The 19,248-nt window shown below is 49.3% G+C and carries 19 protein-coding genes; 17 read left to right on the forward strand and 2 right to left on the reverse strand.

The genetic code is table 11. The features are described from left to right. The first annotated feature begins 5 nt into the window (after positions 1-5). The 5 genes from hflX to ACLB09_RS04695 all read left to right on the forward strand — a co-directional run bounded on the left by hflX (position 6) and on the right by ACLB09_RS04695 (position 5,696). Positions 6-1,316, forward strand: a complete 1,311-nt coding sequence (hflX, locus tag ACLB09_RS04675) for a GTPase HflX (protein WP_410768588.1) — start codon at positions 6-8, stop codon at positions 1,314-1,316. A 68-nt stretch (positions 1,317-1,384) separates the two neighbouring features. Next, entirely contained in the window at positions 1,385-2,638 is a 1,254-nt protein-coding gene (locus ACLB09_RS04680; RefSeq protein ID WP_410768589.1) for a methionine gamma-lyase family protein, read from the forward strand. A gap of 176 nt (positions 2,639-2,814) precedes the next feature. Next, entirely contained in the window at positions 2,815-3,225 is a 411-nt protein-coding gene (locus tag ACLB09_RS04685; RefSeq protein WP_410768590.1) for a MerR family transcriptional regulator, read from the forward strand. Between the two features lie 18 nt (positions 3,226-3,243). Then, a complete protein-coding gene (gene glnA, locus ACLB09_RS04690; RefSeq protein WP_410768591.1) occupies positions 3,244-4,572 on the forward strand; it encodes a type I glutamate--ammonia ligase in 1,329 nt (442 codons plus the stop codon). A 263-nt stretch (positions 4,573-4,835) separates the two neighbouring features. Then, on the forward strand, positions 4,836-5,696 hold the full coding sequence (locus tag ACLB09_RS04695) for a nucleotidyltransferase domain-containing protein (protein ID WP_410768592.1): 861 nt from the start codon (positions 4,836-4,838) through the stop codon (positions 5,694-5,696). Positions 5,697-5,702: 6 nt separating this feature from the next. Here the strand turns inward: ACLB09_RS04695 and ACLB09_RS04700 are convergent, their stop codons facing one another. Beyond that, positions 5,703-6,251: a glutathione peroxidase gene (locus tag ACLB09_RS04700; protein ID WP_410768593.1), complete on the reverse strand. Its 549-nt coding sequence runs from the start codon at positions 6,249-6,251 to the stop codon at positions 5,703-5,705. 396 nt (positions 6,252-6,647) lie between these two features. Then, the gene (gene lexA / locus ACLB09_RS04705; RefSeq protein WP_410768594.1) at positions 6,648-7,274 is read right to left on the reverse strand and encodes a transcriptional repressor LexA; all 627 of its coding nucleotides are present in this window, start codon (positions 7,272-7,274) and stop codon (positions 6,648-6,650) included. A gap of 295 nt (positions 7,275-7,569) precedes the next feature. Here lexA and ACLB09_RS04710 point away from each other — a divergent pair, with 295 nt between their 5' ends. From ACLB09_RS04710 to ACLB09_RS04765, 12 genes are all read left to right on the forward strand, one after another. Continuing rightward, complete coding sequence (locus tag ACLB09_RS04710) at positions 7,570-7,818, forward strand: LysM peptidoglycan-binding domain-containing protein (RefSeq protein WP_410768595.1); 249 nt, start codon at positions 7,570-7,572, stop codon at positions 7,816-7,818. Between the two features lie 151 nt (positions 7,819-7,969). Next, on the forward strand, positions 7,970-8,143 hold the full coding sequence (locus ACLB09_RS04715; protein WP_114495384.1) for a DUF896 domain-containing protein: 174 nt from the start codon (positions 7,970-7,972) through the stop codon (positions 8,141-8,143). A gap of 54 nt (positions 8,144-8,197) precedes the next feature. Beyond that, positions 8,198-8,734, forward strand: coding sequence for a hypothetical protein (locus tag ACLB09_RS04720; RefSeq protein ID WP_410768596.1), 537 nt, complete (start codon positions 8,198-8,200; stop codon positions 8,732-8,734). Positions 8,735-8,787: 53 nt separating this feature from the next. Beyond that, entirely contained in the window at positions 8,788-9,582 is a 795-nt protein-coding gene (locus ACLB09_RS04725) for an HAD family hydrolase (protein WP_410768597.1), read from the forward strand. Between the two features lie 66 nt (positions 9,583-9,648). Beyond that, positions 9,649-10,062, forward strand: coding sequence for a FixH family protein (locus ACLB09_RS04730; protein ID WP_410768598.1), 414 nt, complete (start codon positions 9,649-9,651; stop codon positions 10,060-10,062). A 378-nt stretch (positions 10,063-10,440) separates the two neighbouring features. Continuing rightward, positions 10,441-13,878 carry a methionine synthase gene (gene metH, locus ACLB09_RS04735; protein ID WP_410768599.1) on the forward strand — a complete coding sequence of 1,146 codons (3,438 nt, stop codon included), beginning with the start codon at positions 10,441-10,443 and terminating at the stop codon, positions 13,876-13,878. 110 nt (positions 13,879-13,988) lie between these two features. After that, on the forward strand, positions 13,989-14,921 hold the full coding sequence (gene rnz / locus ACLB09_RS04740; RefSeq protein ID WP_410768600.1) for a ribonuclease Z: 933 nt from the start codon (positions 13,989-13,991) through the stop codon (positions 14,919-14,921). A gap of 231 nt (positions 14,922-15,152) precedes the next feature. Next, positions 15,153-15,962: a TIGR01457 family HAD-type hydrolase gene (locus tag ACLB09_RS04745; RefSeq protein WP_410768601.1), complete on the forward strand. Its 810-nt coding sequence runs from the start codon at positions 15,153-15,155 to the stop codon at positions 15,960-15,962. 31 nt (positions 15,963-15,993) lie between these two features. Continuing rightward, complete coding sequence (locus ACLB09_RS04750) at positions 15,994-16,812, forward strand: Fpg/Nei family DNA glycosylase (RefSeq protein WP_410768602.1); 819 nt, start codon at positions 15,994-15,996, stop codon at positions 16,810-16,812. Then, positions 16,802-17,656, forward strand: a complete 855-nt coding sequence (locus ACLB09_RS04755) for a deoxyribonuclease IV (RefSeq protein ID WP_410768603.1) — start codon at positions 16,802-16,804, stop codon at positions 17,654-17,656. Before ACLB09_RS04750 ends, ACLB09_RS04755 begins: the two co-directional genes overlap by 11 nt. Positions 17,657-17,691: 35 nt before the next feature. Beyond that, positions 17,692-18,033, forward strand: coding sequence for a cyclic-phosphate processing receiver domain-containing protein (locus tag ACLB09_RS04760; protein WP_410769000.1), 342 nt, complete (start codon positions 17,692-17,694; stop codon positions 18,031-18,033). 13 nt (positions 18,034-18,046) lie between these two features. Further along, positions 18,047-19,120 (forward strand): SAM-dependent methyltransferase, encoded by a 1,074-nt coding sequence (locus ACLB09_RS04765; RefSeq protein ID WP_410769001.1) that lies wholly within the window; start codon positions 18,047-18,049, stop codon positions 19,118-19,120. Positions 19,121-19,248: the final 128 nt, after the last annotated feature.

Below are 19,248 nucleotides of genomic sequence, written 5' to 3' on the forward strand. Positions count from 1 at the left end.
GAACGATGTCAAAATCGCCGTACGAGACGAAGACTATTTTACCGGACAGGGCGGTACTGGTTAGCCTGATAACGGCGGAAGCCAAGCAGGCCGGAATTAATCCGGAATATTCGCTGGAGGAATTGGTGCAGCTTGCCGAAACCGCCGGTGTGGAAGTAACCGACGTGATGACCCAAAATCGCGAAAAACGCGATCCGCGATATCTGATCGGAAAAGGGAAAGTCATCGAACTCCGGGAGCGGATGGATCAACAGGGAGCCAATACGGCTATTTTTGACCAGGAGTTATCGGGGGCGCAAGTGAGGAATCTCGAAGAAATGCTGGATGCAAAAATCATCGACCGCACGCAGCTTATTCTCGATATTTTCGCCCAGCGGGCCAAAACGCGGGAGGGTATCATCCAGGTGGAGCTGGCCCAGCTCACCTATCTGTTGCCGCGGCTGGCCGGTCACGGCAAAAATTTGTCGCGGCTTGGCGGCGGCATCGGTACGCGCGGCCCCGGCGAGAGCAAACTGGAAACCGACCGGCGCCATATTCGCCGCCGGATAGGCGAACTGAAACGCCAGCTTGAGGAGGTGACCCGGCACCGGAAGCTGCACCGCTCGCGCCGCAGGGAAACTGGTGTGGTGCAACTGGCGTTGGTAGGTTATACGAACGCCGGGAAATCCACGCTCCTGAAGGCGCTCACCGCAGCGGACGTGCTGGTCGAGAACCGCCTCTTTGCTACCCTGGATCCTACCTCACGGGTAATGGAGCTTCCCGGTGGCAAGGAGGTCGTTCTGACCGATACGGTAGGATTTATTCAAAACCTGCCGCATGATCTTGTCGCTGCCTTCCGTGCAACGCTGGAGGAAGCGAATGAAGCGGACCTGATCCTCCATGTGGTAGATGCTTCTTCGCCGATGCGCGAGGAACAGATGGAGGTAGTCGAGCGGATCTTGGATGACCTGGGTGCCGGGGCCAAGCCGCAGCTCGTCTTATATAACAAGATCGATTTGTGCGCTCCCGAGCAATTGGAGATGCTGCCTGCCAGGAAAGGCACGATGAAGATCAGCGCACTGGATAAGCGCGATTTGGAGCGCATTCGCCAGGCTGTTCAGCAGGAACTGTCAGGAGGGCTGCGGTCTTTCCGGATTCCGGCGCAGCGCGGCGATCTTACCCCGGTGCTATACCGGATCGGAGACGTCGTGAAACAGCAATACGATGAAGAAGATATTATATATTCGGTCGATGTGAATCAGGGAGACTTTGATAAGTACGGATATTTACTTGCCCCCTTCACGGTCCGGGAAGATGAGAATCATTTGAAGCACTAGCATAGATATTGACTTTGATCAGATTTGATTAGATTGATCAGCAGTTACAGGGGAGAGGTAAGGACATAATGGCTGTTTTTTCAGAAGATATTGTAAAGTGGATGGAAGAGGCGGAGGTACAAGCCGAGCCCAAGTTTCGTGAAATTGACCGAATTGTCGACCGCAATCAATGGAAAGTCATCGAAGCGTTTCAGAAGTATCAGGTAAGCGATTTTCATTTCGCCGGTTCAACGGGGTATGCCTATAATGATCGCGGACGCGAAGTGCTCGACCTTGTCTACGCCGAAGTGTTCGGCGCGGAGGCGGCACTGGTGCGTCCGCATTTCGCGTCCGGCACGCATACGATTGCCACGGCGCTGTTTGGCGTGCTTCGTCCAGGGGACGGCCTGTTTTATATCACCGGCCGACCGTATGATACGTTACACAAAGTGATCGGCAAGCCAGGGGATGGAACCGGCTCGTTACAGGATTTCGGCATCCGTTATGATGAAGCGGCATTGCTGGAAGACGGTTCGGTAGATTGGGACACGGTAGTATCAAAAATAACGAAAGAGACCAAAGTTATCGGAATTCAGCGTTCCCGCGGTTACGACTGGAGAGATTCGTTTACGGTGGAACAAATCGGCGGAATGATTGCAAGAGTAAAGGCGATAAAGCCGGACTGCATCGTATTTGTAGACAACTGCTACGGGGAATTCACCGAAGAGCAGGAACCAACTCATGTAGGGGCCGATCTTATTGCAGGGTCGCTGATTAAAAATCCGGGCGGCGGTATTGCCGAGACGGGCGGATATATTTGCGGCCGTGCAGACCTGGTCGAGCTGGCTTCCTATCGCTTGACAGCCCCGGGAATCGGAGGAGAAGTCGGCGCTATGCTAGGAACGACGCGCGGAATCTATCAAGGCTTGTTTCTAGCTCCGACGACGGTAGGACAAGCTGTTAAAGGGAGCGTCCTGGCCTCAGCCGTGTTTGAGCGGGCGGGCTTTGAGAGCCGCCCGCGCTGGGATGCCAAGCGGACCGATTTGATTCAGGCAATTACGTTTAGCGGTCCGGAGCAGCTCATTGCTTTCGTACAGGGTATACAGCGTGCGGCGGCCGTAGACGGCCATGTCGTTCCCGAAGCCTGGGATATGCCGGGCTACGAACATCCTGTCATTATGGCCGCGGGTACATTCATTCAGGGCGGTAGTCTGGAGCTCTCGGCGGATGCGCCGATCCGCGAGCCGTATATCGCCTATATGCAAGGCGGCTTAACTTACTCTCACGTTAAGTTCGGGCTTTTGACCGCTCTGCAAACCATGAAGGATCGTGATCTGCTATAGAGCGATGCTGACTGAGTCTCTTTTGATGGAAACATATTTAATAGAGGTTTTGGACATCGAAGATCACTGAAAAATTATCTTCTGTGATCTGTAAGTTATTCTAACATACCTATTGACATGTTAGGATAGTTGACATAGAATAGGATCATGATTATTTAACTGGAAGGTTGAGAGCGATGAGTGACGAAATTCGCAGAAACATGGCCTTGTTTCCGATTGGTATTGTAATGAAGCTTACGGACTTAACGGCTAGGCAAATTCGTTATTATGAACAACATCAACTGATCGTGCCGGCCCGTACTTCGGGGAACCAGCGGTTATTCTCCCTGAACGATATCGAGCGGTTGCTCGAGATCAAAGGTTTGATCGACAAAGGAGTCAATATTGCCGGGATCAAACAGGTCATGAATCCGATGACCAAGGATTCGCAGGAGGCTACGGTCATGACGAAAGACACGGAAGAAAAACGAAAAGAGATGACGGATTCACAACTTTATCGTATGCTAAAACAGCAGCTCGTCACAGGGAAAAGACCTGGACAGGTATCATTGATTCAGGGGGAACTTTCCCGCTTTTTCAAAATATAAACGTTGGGAGATGTTATTTTGAGTTATTCAAAGGAAGACATTCTACGTATTGCCAAAGAAGAAAATGTTCGCTTTATCCGATTGCAGTTTACCGATCTGCTCGGGACCATCAAGAACGTGGAAATTCCGGTCAGCCAATTGGAGAAAGCTCTTGATAACAAAATGATGTTCGACGGTTCGTCGATCGAAGGTTATGTCCGGATCGAAGAATCCGATATGTATCTTTTCCCTGATCTTGACACCTGGGTTATCTTCCCTTGGGTTGCCGAAGACCGCGTCGCCCGTTTGATTTGCGACATTTATATGCCTGACGGTACCCCGTTTGCCGGCGACCCTCGCGCCATTTTGAAGCGTGCTTTGAAAGAAGCGGAAGAGATGGGTTATACGTCCATGAACGTGGGTCCGGAGCCGGAATTCTTCCTGTTCAAAACCGACGAGAAGGGCAATCCGACCATGGAACTGAATGACCAAGGCGGATACTTCGACCTTGCACCTACGGATCTCGGCGAGAACTGCCGCCGCGAAATCGTTTTGACGCTGGAAGAAATGGGCTTTGAAATCGAAGCTTCCCACCATGAAGTGGCTCCGGGCCAACACGAAATCGACTTTAAATATGCAAATGCCGTTAAAGCGGCCGACCAAATTCAAACCTTCAAACTCGTAGTTAAGACGATCGCTCGTCAGCATGGTTTGCATGCGACCTTTATGCCGAAGCCGCTCTTCGGAGTGAACGGTTCCGGTATGCACTGTCACCAATCCTTGTTTACAGGAGATGTGAATGCTTTTTATGACGAAAGCGATTCGCTTGGACTGAGTAAGGATGCCCGTCACTACATGGCAGGGATTCTGAAGCATGCCCGCGCATTTGCGGCCGTGACGAACCCGACCGTTAACTCTTACAAACGTCTGGTACCTGGTTATGAAGCACCTTGTTATGTGGCTTGGTCTTCCAGTAACCGCAGCCCGATGATCCGTATTCCGGCTTCCCGCGGTCTTAGTACTCGCGTTGAAGTACGTAACCCGGATCCGGCGGCTAACCCGTACCTTGCGTTGGCTGTTATGCTGAAAGCGGGCCTTGACGGCATCAAGAACGAATTGCCGCTCGTGGAACCGGTTGACCGTAACATCTATGTCATGTCCGAAGAAGAGCGCGTGGAAGAAGGCATCCCTAGCTTGCCTTCCGATCTGAAAGAAGCGCTGGGCGAATTGCTCCGCAGCGAAATCATCACCGAAGCACTCGGCGATCACGCTCTTACCCATTTCTACGAACTGAAAGAAATCGAGTGGGACATCTTCCGCACGCAAGTTCACCAATGGGAACGCGACCAATACATGACGCTTTATTAATCTAATTCAGTGTAGATGTGAAATCCCCTGAGGCTTAGACCTCAGGGGATTTTGTTTATAAAATGATAGAAGGGGGATTTGTTGAATACCCATATCTTGAATTTCTACTTACTGGTTTGGATTGCCTACATAAACATTTCGAATTGCTTTTCTTCTGCTATTTTTATCGGGCAGAAACCGATTAATTCTTTTTCTCCCTTCCCTCGAAAAACCGCATTCCTTATAATTGATCCTATTCAAGCTAATGGACGGGAGCGAGATAAATGGACGTGCAACAGACCATTTCAAAGATCGTTGACAGCTTAAAGGAAGTTAGCGGAGTAAGCGCTTTGGTGCTCGGCGGTTCAAGGGCCAGGGGAACGGAAGGTCCCGAGTCGGATATTGATATCGGAATTTATTACGATCCCGCACAAGGCCTGGACATCGCTATGCTTCGTAAGGTTGCTGCAGATATTGATGACGAACATAGGGATAACTTGGTGACAGAAATCGGGGAGTGGGGCCCCTGGATTAATGGGGGAGGCTGGTTAAAGGTAGATCAAACACCTGTTGACCTGTTATTACGTGATCAGAATAGCGTGTTACAGGTCATTCAACAATGTACAAAGGGAGATGTCGCTATCGATTACCAACCGGGACACCCTCACGGATTTGCGAACAGTATTTATTTTGCCGAGATTGCGTTGTGTAAGGTGTTGTGGGACCCTTTCGGAGTTGTAAAGGAACTGAAAAGTAGAACCATCCCGTACCCGGTCGTTTTTCAAAAAGCAATCATTCAAAAATTTTTCTGGGAGGCAACCTTTTCACTCGAAAATGGGCATAAAGGTATTTACAAAAATGATTTATCTTATATTGCCGGATGCTGTTTCAGGTCTGTCGCTTGCCTGAATCAGGTTTTGTTCGCCATGAATGAAACCTATTTGATGAATGAAAAGGGGGCTACCGCTATTGCCGATTCATTCAGTATCGTGCCAAACAAATACTCCTATAGAGTAAACCATATCTTTACCTTAATTACAGAAGATCATGATCACTTAAAGAAAGCTTTTAACATGATGCATGAATTAATTCAGGAAACAGAGACTTTACTGAGGGCTCATTCGATATTCAACAATGAAAGGTAACCATGCCTAAATTAAAAGCGAGACGATATCGGTCTTCAATTCTGACGGCTCGGTCGTGGTTTCATATCTGCCGTATACCGAACCGTCGCGATGGATCAAAAACTTGGTGTAATTCCATTTGACTCCGTCGCCAGCGTAAATCTCGGGGTGTTTTTCTTGTAAAAAGCTTTGCATCCACGGACCCGTTGGGCTCTGGCGGTCAAAACCTTGGAAAGGCGCTTGTTGTGTAAGATAGTGAAACAAACCGTGGGCGGAAGCTCCCCTGACGTCCATTTTTTGAAACAAGGGAAATGTCACCCCGAAGTCGCGTGTGCAGGTTTTATGTATTTCCGCATTTTCCCCTGGTTCTTTTTCGTTGAATTGATTGCAAGGAAAACCGAGTATTTCAAACCCTTGCTGACGGTATTTTTCATAAAGTTTTTGAAGATCGGCCATTTGACCGGAATAGCTGCACTTACTGGCAGTATTGACAATGAGCAGTACTTTTCCGCGATAAACGGACAATGAAACCGGCGTGCCGTGAATCGTATTCACCTGAAAATCATAAACAGTCATCCGTTCATCCCTCCCTCTGAAGCATAATTCCATTATAAGACTGCATTTTTAATTGATCTAATATATAAAAGAGATAACTGTTATAGGATCAACCTATCGTTGAAAAATTTTCAAGAAAGTTGAACTTACAGAATTTGAATAATCTCCGATGATTTTTGATATTTCGGGTAATCTAAAGGCAAGGAGCTGATGGATATGGTGCTTGCCCTGAAAAAATACCACAGACACCGCTTGAGGTTGAGAAAGTTATGGCGCGGAGAGCGAGCGGGAAGATCCAGGAATCTGCTGAATGATGATATGTGGCCCGTATAGGAGTGACTGCAACTTCGTCGTAGAAAAATGAAAAGAGGCTGCCCTCGTTAAAGGGAAGCCTCTTACCTGTAAGTTAAATATAGATTAGTGCAGATCGCGGAACAATCCGACGACCTTGCCCAGAATGCTGACATGCTTCAACCGAATCGGTTCCATTGTCGGATTCTCCGGCTGCAAGCGGATGTGGTCTTTCTCTTTGTAAAAAGTTTTGACGGTTGCTTCGTCGTCTTCCGTCATGGCCACTACGATATCGCCGTTGTTGGCGGTTTGCTGCTGCCTTACGATTACATAGTCGCCATTATGAATTCCGGCTTCGATCATGCTGTCCCCCATGACGGAAAGCATAAAGATTTCGCCATCGGCGGAATAATGCTGTGGAAGCGGAAAATAGTCTTCTATGTTCTCGGTGGCTGTAATAGGCACACCTGCAGTGACTTTACCAACGACTGGAACGCGGGTAATGCTGTGGGCGAACATTCCGATGGAATCGGAGTCTTCCTGGCCCAGAAGTTCGATGGCCCGAGGCTTGGTCGGGTCGCGGCGAATGAAACCTTTCTTCTCGAGACGGTCAAGATGGCCGTGGACCGTTGAACTGGAAGCTAGTCCAACAGCTTCGCCGATTTCACGTACGGAAGGAGGATAGCCTTTCATTCTGACCTCGTTGCGGATAAATTCTAGTATTGCCTGTTGTCGGCTGGACACCTTGGACATAACGATCATCAACCCCATTAGTAACGTTTGGAAAAATTATAACATAGAACTTCCGTTCGTACAAACGTAAGTTCTAAATTGAAGATAAAAAAGAGAACAATTGTTCGAAAAAACTATTGAATCAAACAAGTGTTCGTGTTATAGTGAAAACAACGATAAGAACACATGTTTGGAATGATGAATAATGCTTAAATATAGTACATATCAAAGCATCTATGATAAACCGGCACCTCGTAGATCGTGGACTAATAATATAACTGTTTCTGGCTGGAGCAGAAATCTGGGGAAAGTATGCTTGTTGCTGTTTGTTTTGATGATCACCGGAACGGGAGTGGTTACTGCGTTTGCTGCGGCTTCAGACGGATACGATCGCTCTGCATTGCCGACGATCGTCGTTAAGCCGGGCGACACTTTATGGGAGATTGCCGTGAATCATAAACCCCGTGGTAAAGATACGAGAATTTATGTGGAGTCGATTATCCGGCTCAACGGATTGAACGGAAGCAATATTCATAGCGGCGACACGATCGTTCTTCCCAACTAAGTGATGAATCAGCGATAATTTTACTTCATCTATATGAATGTCTTCCCAGGAGCTTGGTTCCAAGGGCAACTCGCCTTGACAAGCTCTTTTTCTCATGTCAAAGTAAGAATTGTTGCCTTATGAAATTAATTGAGAACATAGGAGGAAAACCATGGATATAGATACATTGGTTAATCGCATTAATGAACTGGCTCGCAAAAATAAAGCCGAAGGGTTGACGGAAGACGAAAAGCTGGAAAGAGCCCAGCTTCGTGAAACTTATTTGCAGAACATCCGTAACAATTTTCGTCAGCAGTTAGAGTCGATCGAAATCGTGGATAAGTAATGCTGGGCCGAGAGGCCTTGCATACATAACCATACATTTTTAGGAGGAAAGATCATGGCTTCGTTTGACAGAAAAGTAGAAAGAAATCAGATCAGAATGAACAAAAAAGGTAAAGGCCCTAACGTGGGCCAAGGTCGTGGAAGCCAGAATCCCCGCACCTCGCTGGGATCGAAAGGAGAAGGTGAAGTTTTTCGGGGGCGTAATATGATACTGCCTGGCCTTCTGGTATTGCTGGCCCTGTTGTACGCGGCTGTTGGACTGGTGGGAAGCGCAGCAGAAATGAGCTCTGGTTTGTTTTGGCTAACGATCGTTCTGTATCTCATTCTGGCTTTGACTATTTTCTTGAGAAAACCTTATTTGCGGATTAATAAAGGATATTTGTACACTTCCAAGTACAATCGGGACAAAATCCTGGAAGCAGGCAATATCAGCAAAATCAGAGTTACCCGTCAAAAGGTGACCATCTCGCCGAAAGGGAAAGACACCAATTGGGTTTTCTACCGGGGACGCAATCTTTTTGATACGGAAGCTATGGGCGAGCGCCTGGAACAGTATGCTAAAGTGCATCACGTAACGTTTGAAAAGGAATAAATGATGGCCGGCGTTTGTGCGGTGAATTTTTTCGGGGGAGTGTGCAGATAGAAATGGCGATTAAAGCGGTTTGTTTTGATTTGGACGATACTTTGCTTTGGGATGAACGAAGTGTCCGGGAAGCTTTTGAAGCGACTTGCCGAAGTGCGCAGGACGCAGTCGGAATCGATCCGGCCAAACTGGAAGAAGCTGTCCGCAAGGAAGCGAGAGAGCTTTACGAATCCTATGAAACGTTCCCTTTTACTAAAATGATCGGGATTAATCCGTTTGAAGGATTGTGGGCAAATTTTTCCGCAGGCGAACAGCCGGAATTCCGTCAATTGGAGCAACTCGCCCCTGTATACCGCAAGGAATCCTGGCGCCGTGGATTATTGGCTCTGGGTGTAGATAATGAAGACTTAGCGGGTGAACTGGCTGAACAATTCGGCAGAGAACGCCGGTCCCGGCCGCATGTATATGAGGAAACCTTCACGATTTTGAACGAGCTGAAAGGGAATGTGAAACTGCTGCTCCTCACGAACGGCTGTCCGGCGCTGCAACAGGAAAAGCTGGACGGAGTGCCTGAGTTGGCACCTTATTTTGACGAAATCGTTATTTCGGGGGCCTTCGGCAGAGGGAAACCGGATGCCGCAATATTCCGTCATGCCTTGGAACGGCTCGGCGTGGAGCCGGAAGAAAGCCTGATGGTCGGAGACAAGCTGACTACCGATATTTGCGGCGGACTTAGTGCTGGGATGACCACGGTTTGGGTGAATCGGGACGGAAAGAACCGTAACGACGAAATCGTCCCTAATTATGAAGTTCAACATTTGTCTCAGCTTCACGATATCATTGCTAAGTTTGCCTAAGGTTTGCAGAGATGAAGCTTTGTTGAATCAGATGCATAAGCTTGTCGCGAAAAGGGAGGGAATAACGTGAAAAGGAACACCTGGCTGCTGGTCAGCCTTACCGTGCTGTTTCTGCTGCTGAGCGGATGCGGTAGAAGCGGGAGTGAAGGTCATTCATCTTCTGAGAATACGCTGGAGCCGATCAAGGTCGAACTAACCGTCAATCCCACCCAGGTTCAAACCGGCGAAAAAGTGACTTTTGAAGCGAAAGTGACCCATCAGGGTAAAACTGTCGACGACGCCAAAGAGGTTGTTTTTGAATATTGGAAAGACGGCGATAATGAGGAAAACCATAACATGGAGACCGTTAAAGGTGCCGGGAACGGAAGCTACATCTTCGAAACGGTGCTTGAATCGACTGGGACTTATCACGTGATTTCCCATGTTACTGCCAGGGATCAGCACTCTATGCCTTCTGTGGAATTCAAGGTAGTTGAATAATACGTCAAGCATTGAACCCAGGCATTGAATTCAAGCATATCAAAGGCTGCCATTACCTTTATGGGAAGGCAGCCTTTTTGTTGTATTCCAATAGCCATTTATGACCTCATTTTGATTCGGAAAATCACGAACTTTTTCTTCCTTCTATATGATTTCGTTCGTGTTTAAAATTCTAATTGCATCCATGGGATTACCATGCTTTATTGAGGTCGGATTGAGCGATATCCGGTAGCCGAGAGGCTGTTGACTCCTTATTCATTCAGGTAAAGAGCCTTACATGATAGGGCTGGAACCGGATGTGGATTTCATATTATCCCTTTCCTTAAACGCTTCATTCTGATAAACTAAATCTTAACGTTTTGCGGGAGGGAATTGATCATGAGTAAACCAAGCTTGGAATCCAAAATGAAAGAACGAATATTGATCCTTGATGGAGCGATGGGTACCATGATCCAACAGGAGAATTTGACGCCGGAGGATTTTGGCGGCGAGGAACTGGACGGCTGTAACGAAATTCTCGTCCTTACCCGTCCAGATGTTATACAGTCCATTCATGAGAGATATCTTGAGGCTGGCGCGGATTTGATTGAAACCAATACGTTTGGCGGGACGTCCGTGGTGCTCGCTGAATACGATTTGCAGGATCGCACGCGTGAAATTAACCTGGCTGCCGCGCGGATCGCCGTTGAAGCAGCGGAAAAATACAGCACTCCGGAGCAACCGAGATATGTTGTTGGAGCGATGGGGCCGACGACGAAGACGTTGTCTGTAACCGGCGGGGTTACGTTTGAAGAACTGATTAGCAGCTATGAAGAGCAGGCTGTCGTGCTGATTGAGGCTGGCGTGGATGCCCTGATGCTGGAGACGTCTCAGGATACGCTGAACGTAAAAGCGGGTAGCATCGGGATCACGCGTGCTTATGCTACGACAGGCAAAGTGCTTCCCTTGATGATTTCGGGAACGATCGAGCCGATGGGGACAACCTTGGCCGGTCAAAATATCGAATCCTTCTATATTTCGCTGGAGCATTTAAAACCGGTTTCTATCGGTCTGAATTGCGCTACAGGCCCGGAATTCATGCGGGATCATGTCCGAACGCTATCCGAAATGGCAAAAGCAGGCGTGAGCTGCCATCCTAATGCAGGGCTGCCGGACGAGAACGGCAATTATCATGAATCGCCGGATTCGCTGGCCCAAAAGATGGCTGCTTTTGCGGAGCAGGGCTGGTTGAATATCGCGGGCGGATGCTGCGGGACGACTCCGGCGCATATCAAGGCTTTGGCCGAGAAGATGAAAGGATATCCACCGCGGGAAATCGCCGGGGAACATCCGCCGGCGATTAGCGGAATTGATCAAGTCTATGTTGAGTCCGCCAATCGTCCGTATATGGTCGGGGAGAGAACGAATGTTCTTGGGTCGCGCAAATTCAAACGGCTTATCGTGGAAGGCAAGTACGAAGAAGCTTCGGAAATCGCTCGTGCCCAGGTTAAAAGCGGAGCCCAGGTAATCGATGTCTGCGTTCAGGATCCGGACCGGGATGAAGCGGAGGATATCAAACTTTTTCTTGAGCTGGTCGTCAAAAAGGTCAAAGTGCCGTTGATGATCGATACGACCGATCCGAAGGTGTTGGATTTGGCACTGAGTTACTGTCAGGGTAAGTCTATAATTAACTCCATTAACCTTGAAGACGGAGAAGAAAAGTTTGAGCACGTGACTCCGCTCATTCATAAATACGGGGCTGCCGTCGTTGTAGGCACCATTGATGAACGCGGACAGGCGATTACTCGGCAGGATAAGCTGGAAGTTGCGAAGCGTTCGCATGACCTGCTCGTGAACAAATACGGCCTTAATGCGGAAGACATTATTTTCGATCCGCTTGTATTCCCGGTGGGTACCGGGGATGAGCAGTACATCGGCTCCGCCAAGGAAACGATTGAAGGGATCCGCCTGATCAAAGAGGCACTGCCAGCTTGTCATACGGTGCTCGGGATCAGTAACGTTTCCTTCGGTCTTCCTGAAGCCGGGCGGGAAGTGCTGAACTCCGTTTTTCTGTATGAGTGCACTAAGGCAGGGCTGGATTATGCGATCGTCAACACGGAGAAGGTAGAGCGCTACGCTTCGATCCCGGAAGAGGAGCGTCGGCTTGCCGAGGAACTGATCTACAATACGAATGACGCAACGCTTGCCGCGTTTGTGGCCGCTTTCCGGAACAAGAAAGTGGAGAAACAGGAGAAGATCGTCAACTTGACGCTGGAAGAACGCCTGGCCTCCTATGTCGTCGAGGGAACGAAGGAAGGCTTAATCCCTGATCTGCAAGAAGCGTTGAACCGCTATAGCGCTCTCGAGGTGATCAATGGGCCGCTGATGGCAGGGATGGAGGAAGTTGGCCGGTTGTTCAACAACAACGAGCTTATTGTGGCCGAGGTTTTGCAAAGCGCGGAAGTGATGAAAGCGTCCGTAGCTTATCTGGAACAGTTTATGGAAAAGAACGAATCATCCGTAAAAGGTAAGATTTTGCTGGCTACGGTAAAGGGCGATGTTCATGATATCGGTAAAAATCTGGTGGAAATCATTCTGGCCAATAACGGTTACCGGATTGTAAATTTGGGTATAAAAGTACCACCGGAGCGGATTATTGAAGCTTGTCGTGAGGAACTGCCCGATGCGGTAGGTTTGTCCGGATTGCTCGTTAAATCCGCGCAGCAAATGGTTACGACCGCTCAGGATTTGCGGAATGCGGGCATCGATGTGCCGATTCTCGTGGGCGGAGCCGCTTTGACGCGCAAGTTTACGCGAACCCGGATACGACCGGAGTATAACGGGCTGGTCGTTTACGCGAAAGACGCGATGGATGGATTGGACTTGGCGAACAAGCTGATGGACCCGTCGCACCGGGAACTTATCCGTCAAAATATTGAGGCCGAAAAAGCTGCGGATGAAAATGCAACTCCCGCAGCGCCAATGCCGGAGCTAAGCCGTGCGGTGAGGTCCAATATTTCCACGGATGCGCCAGTTTTTATACCTCCGGACCTGGACCGGCATGTGCTCCGGGATTATCCGATCAATCATATTATTCCTTATATCAATATGCAGATGCTGCTCGGGCATCATCTTGGGCTTCGCGGTTCGGTGGAACAGCTATTGGCTCAGGGTGATGAGAAAGCCGTGCAGTTAAAAGAAACCGTTGATCAAATTTTGCAGGATGCCATCAGCCAGGGGATTATCCGGGCGCAGGCGATGTACCGGTTTTACCCCGCCCAGTCTTCGGGCGATGATATCATTATTTATGATCCGGAAGATACGACCCGGGTGTTGAAAACATTTACGTTCCCGAGACAGCGGGTTGAACCGTTCCTCTGCCTGGCTGACTTCCTGAAGTCGGTCGAAAGCGGAACGATGGACTATGTCGGATTCTTGGTCGTAACGGCGGGACAAGGCGTCCGCGAATTGTCCGATCAATGGAAAGAAAAAGGGGATTATCTTCGTTCCCATGCGCTGCAATCCGTGGCACTTGAAACGGCGGAGGCGCTTGCGGAACGGGTTCATCACATTATGCGCGATATTTGGGGCTTCCCGGATCCGCAGGAGATGACGATGAAGCAGCGTCATGGCGCAAGGTATCAGGGAATCCGCGTTTCGTACGGATATCCGGCATGCCCGGATCTGGAATACCAGCAACCGCTGTTTGAGTTGATGCAGCCGGAGGATATCGGAATCCATTTGACCGAAGGATTCATGATGGAACCGGAAGCATCCGTCTCGGCGATGGTATTTGCCCATCCGCAGGCCCAATATTTTAACGTGGATAAAGCTTAAAGACATTGGCCAGTGAACCCTCCGAGTATTCGGAGGGTTTTGGCAATGCTGTGGGTACATATCTTTTAGTGCACATTTGTTTTCGAATAAGCAGGATGGGAGGCATCTTGATGGAATTGTATTTCATGGGAACAAACGCAGGGGTACCGTCCCTGGAGAGGAATGTAACGTCGCTGGCGCTCCGGCTTTTGGATGAACGGCGTTCCTTCTGGTTATTTGATTGCGGGGAGGGTACCCAACATCAGATTCTGCGCTCTCCGCTGAAGTTGAGCAAGCTGGAATGCATTTTCATAACCCATTTGCATGGCGATCATCTCTTTGGCCTCCCTGGCCTGCTTTCCAGCCGTGCTTACCAAGGTGGGGATACGCCGCTTGCCCTCTATGGTCCGCCGGGGTTGAAAAAATACGTGAACACTTCGCTTGAGCTCAGTGAATCACGGATTAATTATAAACTGGAGATCATTGAACATGAAGGCGGGTGCCTGTTTGAGGATGACACTTTCCGGGTGGAATCGGCGAAGCTGGATCATCGGATTGCCAGCTATGGCTACCGGGTGATCGAGAAAGATCTTCCGGGCAAGCTGGATACCGAACTGTTGAAAAAATACGGGATTACGCCCGGTCCCCTTTACGGAAAACTGAAACGAGGGGAAAGCGTACTCACTCCGGAAGGCAAGGAGCTTCATCCTGCGGATGTGCTTGGTCTGGCCAAAAAGGGGAGGGTCGTAACGATCCTCGGCGATACCCGCCCTTGTCCGGCGGAAATACCGCTGGCGGAAGGAGCGGATGCTTTGGTACATGAAGCGACGTTTTTGCATGAACTCGCCGATACGGCTTTTACGTACCATCACAGTACGGCAAGACAAGCAGCCGAGGCCGCCAAAGAGGCGGGAGCCAAAAGTTTGTACCTTACTCATTTCAGTTCGAGATATAAATATGAGGATCAGTTGCAGCGGCTGAAACAAGAGGCGGCAGAGGTGTTTCCGCATTCGCGTTTGGCTCGGGAACATGAATTGTACCCGATACTGCGAGGCGGAGAATAAAGGAGCAATCGGGAGAAATCCGGAGATTTTATTTTCCGGGAAAGCGCAGGAAATGACAGGCGTTCTCATTCTTTGCTAAGGCGATCTAACATGAATTTGGCTTGATTCGATCTCTTTCGACGAATGATGCTTGGAATTTCTGTCGTTTGACAGGCACACGGAAAAATTTGGACGGGAAATTTGCCTGCCCTTTATTATTATATGTACAATGGAAAGCAAGAGGGTGAAGTCATGAACACTACAACTATATCCTGGAAGGGATACTTGATCGACCTGGATGGAACTTTATATCATGGGAGCCGTATGATACCAGAGGCGGATACATTGATTCGCGAATTGGAAGCATCGGGAATTCCTTATTTGTTCGTTACGAACAATTCATCCCGTACTCCCGGTGAAGTCGCCGCTAACCTGAACGTGATGGGGATTCCGGCCAAAGAAGAGCAGATATGCACTTCGGCCGTTGCCGCTGCGGAGTATATCGCCGGACAGCAACCCCGCTCCAAGGTTGCACCGATTGGTGAAGCCGGTTTGCTTGAAGCGCTGCAAAATGCCGGGCTGATCATTGATGAAGAGTCACCGGATTTTGTCGTACAGGGGATCGACCGCTCTTTTACATATGAGACCTTAACGAAAGCTGCCCGCTGGATCTTGGGCGGGGCTCGTTACGTTCTTACGAATCCCGATCTTTTACTGCCATCGCAGGATGGGCTGATGCCGGGCGCAGGTACGATTTCGGCGGCTATCCGGGCAGCTTCCGGCATCGAACCGATTGTGATTGGCAAGCCCTCCGACATCTTGATGAAGCACGCCATCGATCGTTTGGGGCTGCGGAATGAAGAAGTCGCCGTCATCGGCGATAATATGCTGACCGATATCGCAGCGGGAATTAATGCGGGTTGCGGGACGATATTGGCGTTGACGGGCGTGACGACCGAAGAGAATTTGCCTGGCTTTGTGTCTTCATCCGGCGTTAATCCGGATGTAATCTGCCGCAATCTGGCGGAGGTTCGAAAGCTGGTTTTGCAAAGCTCGACTTAATTAACATTGTGAATGAAAGGGAAGATGAACCATGCCGGAATTGCCGGAAATGGAAAACTATAGAATCCAGCTCTCAAAGTATATTTTAGATCAACCGATCACTGAAGTGATCGTAAACCGGGAGAAGTCGCTGAATGTGGACCAGGAAGCCTTTATCCGGGAATTGACCGGGAGACAGGTGATCTTTGTTGAACGGAGGGCCAAGCATCTGTTGTTCCATCTGGACAACGGGCGGCGTCTTATTTTGCACTTGATGCTGGGGGGGCTTCTCTATTTGGGTAGCCGGGAAGACCGTCCGTCCCGGACAACGCAAATCGAAATTACGTTCGGTTCGGACATCGTGCTCTATTTCATCGGCCTGCGGCTTGGATACTTGCATTTGCTTAGCGCCAAAGAAGCGGAAGAATCTTTGAACCATTTGGGCCCGGAGCCATTGGGGCGTAAAATGAATGAAGATGTTTTCTTTAAGCTGTTGAGCAAACGGCGGGGCAGCCTCAAAACCGTTCTGGTCAATCAGGACGTCATCGCCGGAATCGGCAACTGCTATGCGGATGAGATTGCTTATGCCGCAGGTCTTAGACCGACAGCCAAGCTCCAGAACCTGAGCCAGGAAGATTACTCAAGTTTATATAGAGCGATGAGGGATGTCCTGATCGAGATGACGGAAGCCGGCGGCTACATGGAGCTTCCGCTAACGAAAGACGATAAGCTGACCGGCGGTTCGAACGATCTTTGCCGGGTTTATGACCGGGAAGGAGAAGTATGCCCCCGCTGCGGCGACACCATCGTCAAAGCCGAAATGAACGGACGGAAAGTGTTCTACAGTCCGGGTTGCCAGCATGACCGCTGAAGCGAAAGTCGGGGGACATTTGAGCATCCGGGGCGGATTCTTTAAAGCCGCTGAAGCTGCTCACCGGTTGGGAGGCGGGGCTTTTCAGTATTTTCCCAAAAATCCCCGCAGCCTGAACGTAAAAAAATTCGACCGCAGCGATGCCGAGCGATGCAGAGATTTATGCCAAAGACATGGCATCCTTTCGGTAGCCCACACGCCTTACCCCAGTAATTTGGCGGCAAATCCGGGGGAAGAGAGCGGACAGTTTGAACGGACGGTACTTTCATTGCGCAACGATCTGGAGATAGCTGAAGCGTGCGGATCAGTGGGAATTGTTGTTCATTTTGGCACATATAAGGAAAGAAACCCCTTACAAGGTTACCAAAATATTATACAATGTATAAATGAAGTGCTCCGGGGCTGGCAAGGACATACGAAATTATTGATCGAAAATCAGGCGGGCGACCATGGTGATATGGGAATGACTCTGGAGGAACTGGTGCAAATCCGCAAGCTGTGTGCATCTCCTTCACAGATCGGATTTTGCCTGGATACGTGTCACGCCTTTGCAGCCGGGATGTGGGGTGGAGAGCAGGACGACCGGTTTGAAGCAAAAGCCGGGGAACTGGGATATTGGGACGGCCTAGCCGCCATTCATTTAAATGATTCCAAATATCCGGCGCACTCCCGCAAAGACCGTCATGCCAGGGTTGGTCAAGGCCATATAGGAGAAAAAGGATTTCTTCGTTTGCTGGAAATGAAGGGTGTACGAGGAAAACCATTGATTTTGGAGAGCGAAACCGGAGACGATGGAACTTATAGAGAAGATATAGAACGGGTAAGGCGATGGGTGGAAGCCTAGTGCTGGAAATACCGCGGAAAGGAAGAACAACTGTGATTCATGTATATATGGACGACTTTCGTCGTTGTCCTCAAGGTTTTACCATAGCCAGATCTATGGACGAATGTCTGGAATTGCTGCGCGCGATGGAAGTGGACATTTTATCTTTGGACTACGATATGGGGCCAGGAGAGAAAACCGGCTCCGATGTGGCCGCAGCTATGGTGCGCGAAGGCCTGTATGCCCGCGAGATTTATTTGCATACTTCAAGCATGTACGGCAAGAAGAGCATGTATGAAATTCTTTACCAGAATAAGCCGGAGCATGTCATCCTGCACAACGGGCCGATCCCGTTTGACCGGCTGGATGAGATTGAACGTAAAGCGGGAGGTTGCTAGTTTGAACAACGAGATGGAACAGGAAATTCGTGAGGAAACGGCGGTTGTAAGCCGATATTTGTGTACGGCTAATCACGGTTTCGCTCCTTACGCGCAGGAAGAACTGCGAAGAAGGTTTGGAGCGGTAAAAAGCACGGTGCTGGTGTCCGGCGAAGTATTTGTCGCCACGCTTCAAGCATCGTCCCCGCAGGTGGCTCAGGAATTGAGCCATCCTGAACCTATGTTTCTGCGGCATATGTTTCCGGTTCAATGGGAATTTAATGGTGGGAATCATGATCACGGCGGGCAAGAGCAGCAAGAAGACTGGATGTCAGCGTTGCAGCAATTTTTGCTGAATGATTCCCGTTTATCCGGCAAAAGCTTGGCCTTACAGACTCGAAAAACCGAGCAAAGCCTTTGGGAAGGCAGTGCTGCCGAATTGAAAGATACCATTCAAAGCGGCATCGGGGAGTTGGATGCGGAGTTTGTGGTAAGAAATGCCGAACTGATCATTTCTGTTTTTGCTGCCAAAGAGAGCATCTATGCCGGAGTATCGCTGCCCGCGGATAATTTGTCCGATTGGAACGGAGGAGCGATTCGCTTTCAACGTGAAGAGGGACAAATCTCCAGAGCCAAGTTTAAGCTGCTGGAAGCGGAGGCCGTCTTCGGCATTGATTTTGCGGCTTTTCACGAAGCGCTGGATATCGGGGCCGCTCCCGGAGGTTGGACGTCCTTTTTGCTTGAACGAGGACTTAAGGTGACTGCCGTTGATCCAGCCAAATTACATCCGGACGTGCTTGCTTCGCCGCGTTTGACTCATTTAAAGAAGAATGCGAACAACGTAAAATTCCGCGATAATCAATTCGATTTGCTGGTGTGCGACATGAGCTGGAGTCCGAAGTTGACCGCCAGAATGGTGTCGGATTTGCTATATGCACTTGTTCCGGGAGGAACCGCAGTTGTCACCGTGAAGCTATTGAGCAAAAAGCCGATGGCGTTGATTCAGGAAGTCATCGGGATGTTTCAGGAGGCGCGGCTCCAGGTCCAGCGGGCAAAGCAGCTTTTTCATAATCGCGATGAAATCACGTTATATATGATTAAATATTAATGTGATTAATTAAATATGGTGAAAAAATTGCTTTACATTTTGATGGATTGTGTTCTATACTGATTCCAAAATTATACATCAACGACTTAAGGGAAAGTATCCCCTGTCCGACTACAGCTGATTTGCTG

The sequence above is a fragment of the Fontibacillus forbon genome, assembly GCF_046559655.1.
Classification (GTDB): Bacteria; Bacillota; Bacilli; order Paenibacillales; family Paenibacillaceae; genus Fontibacillus.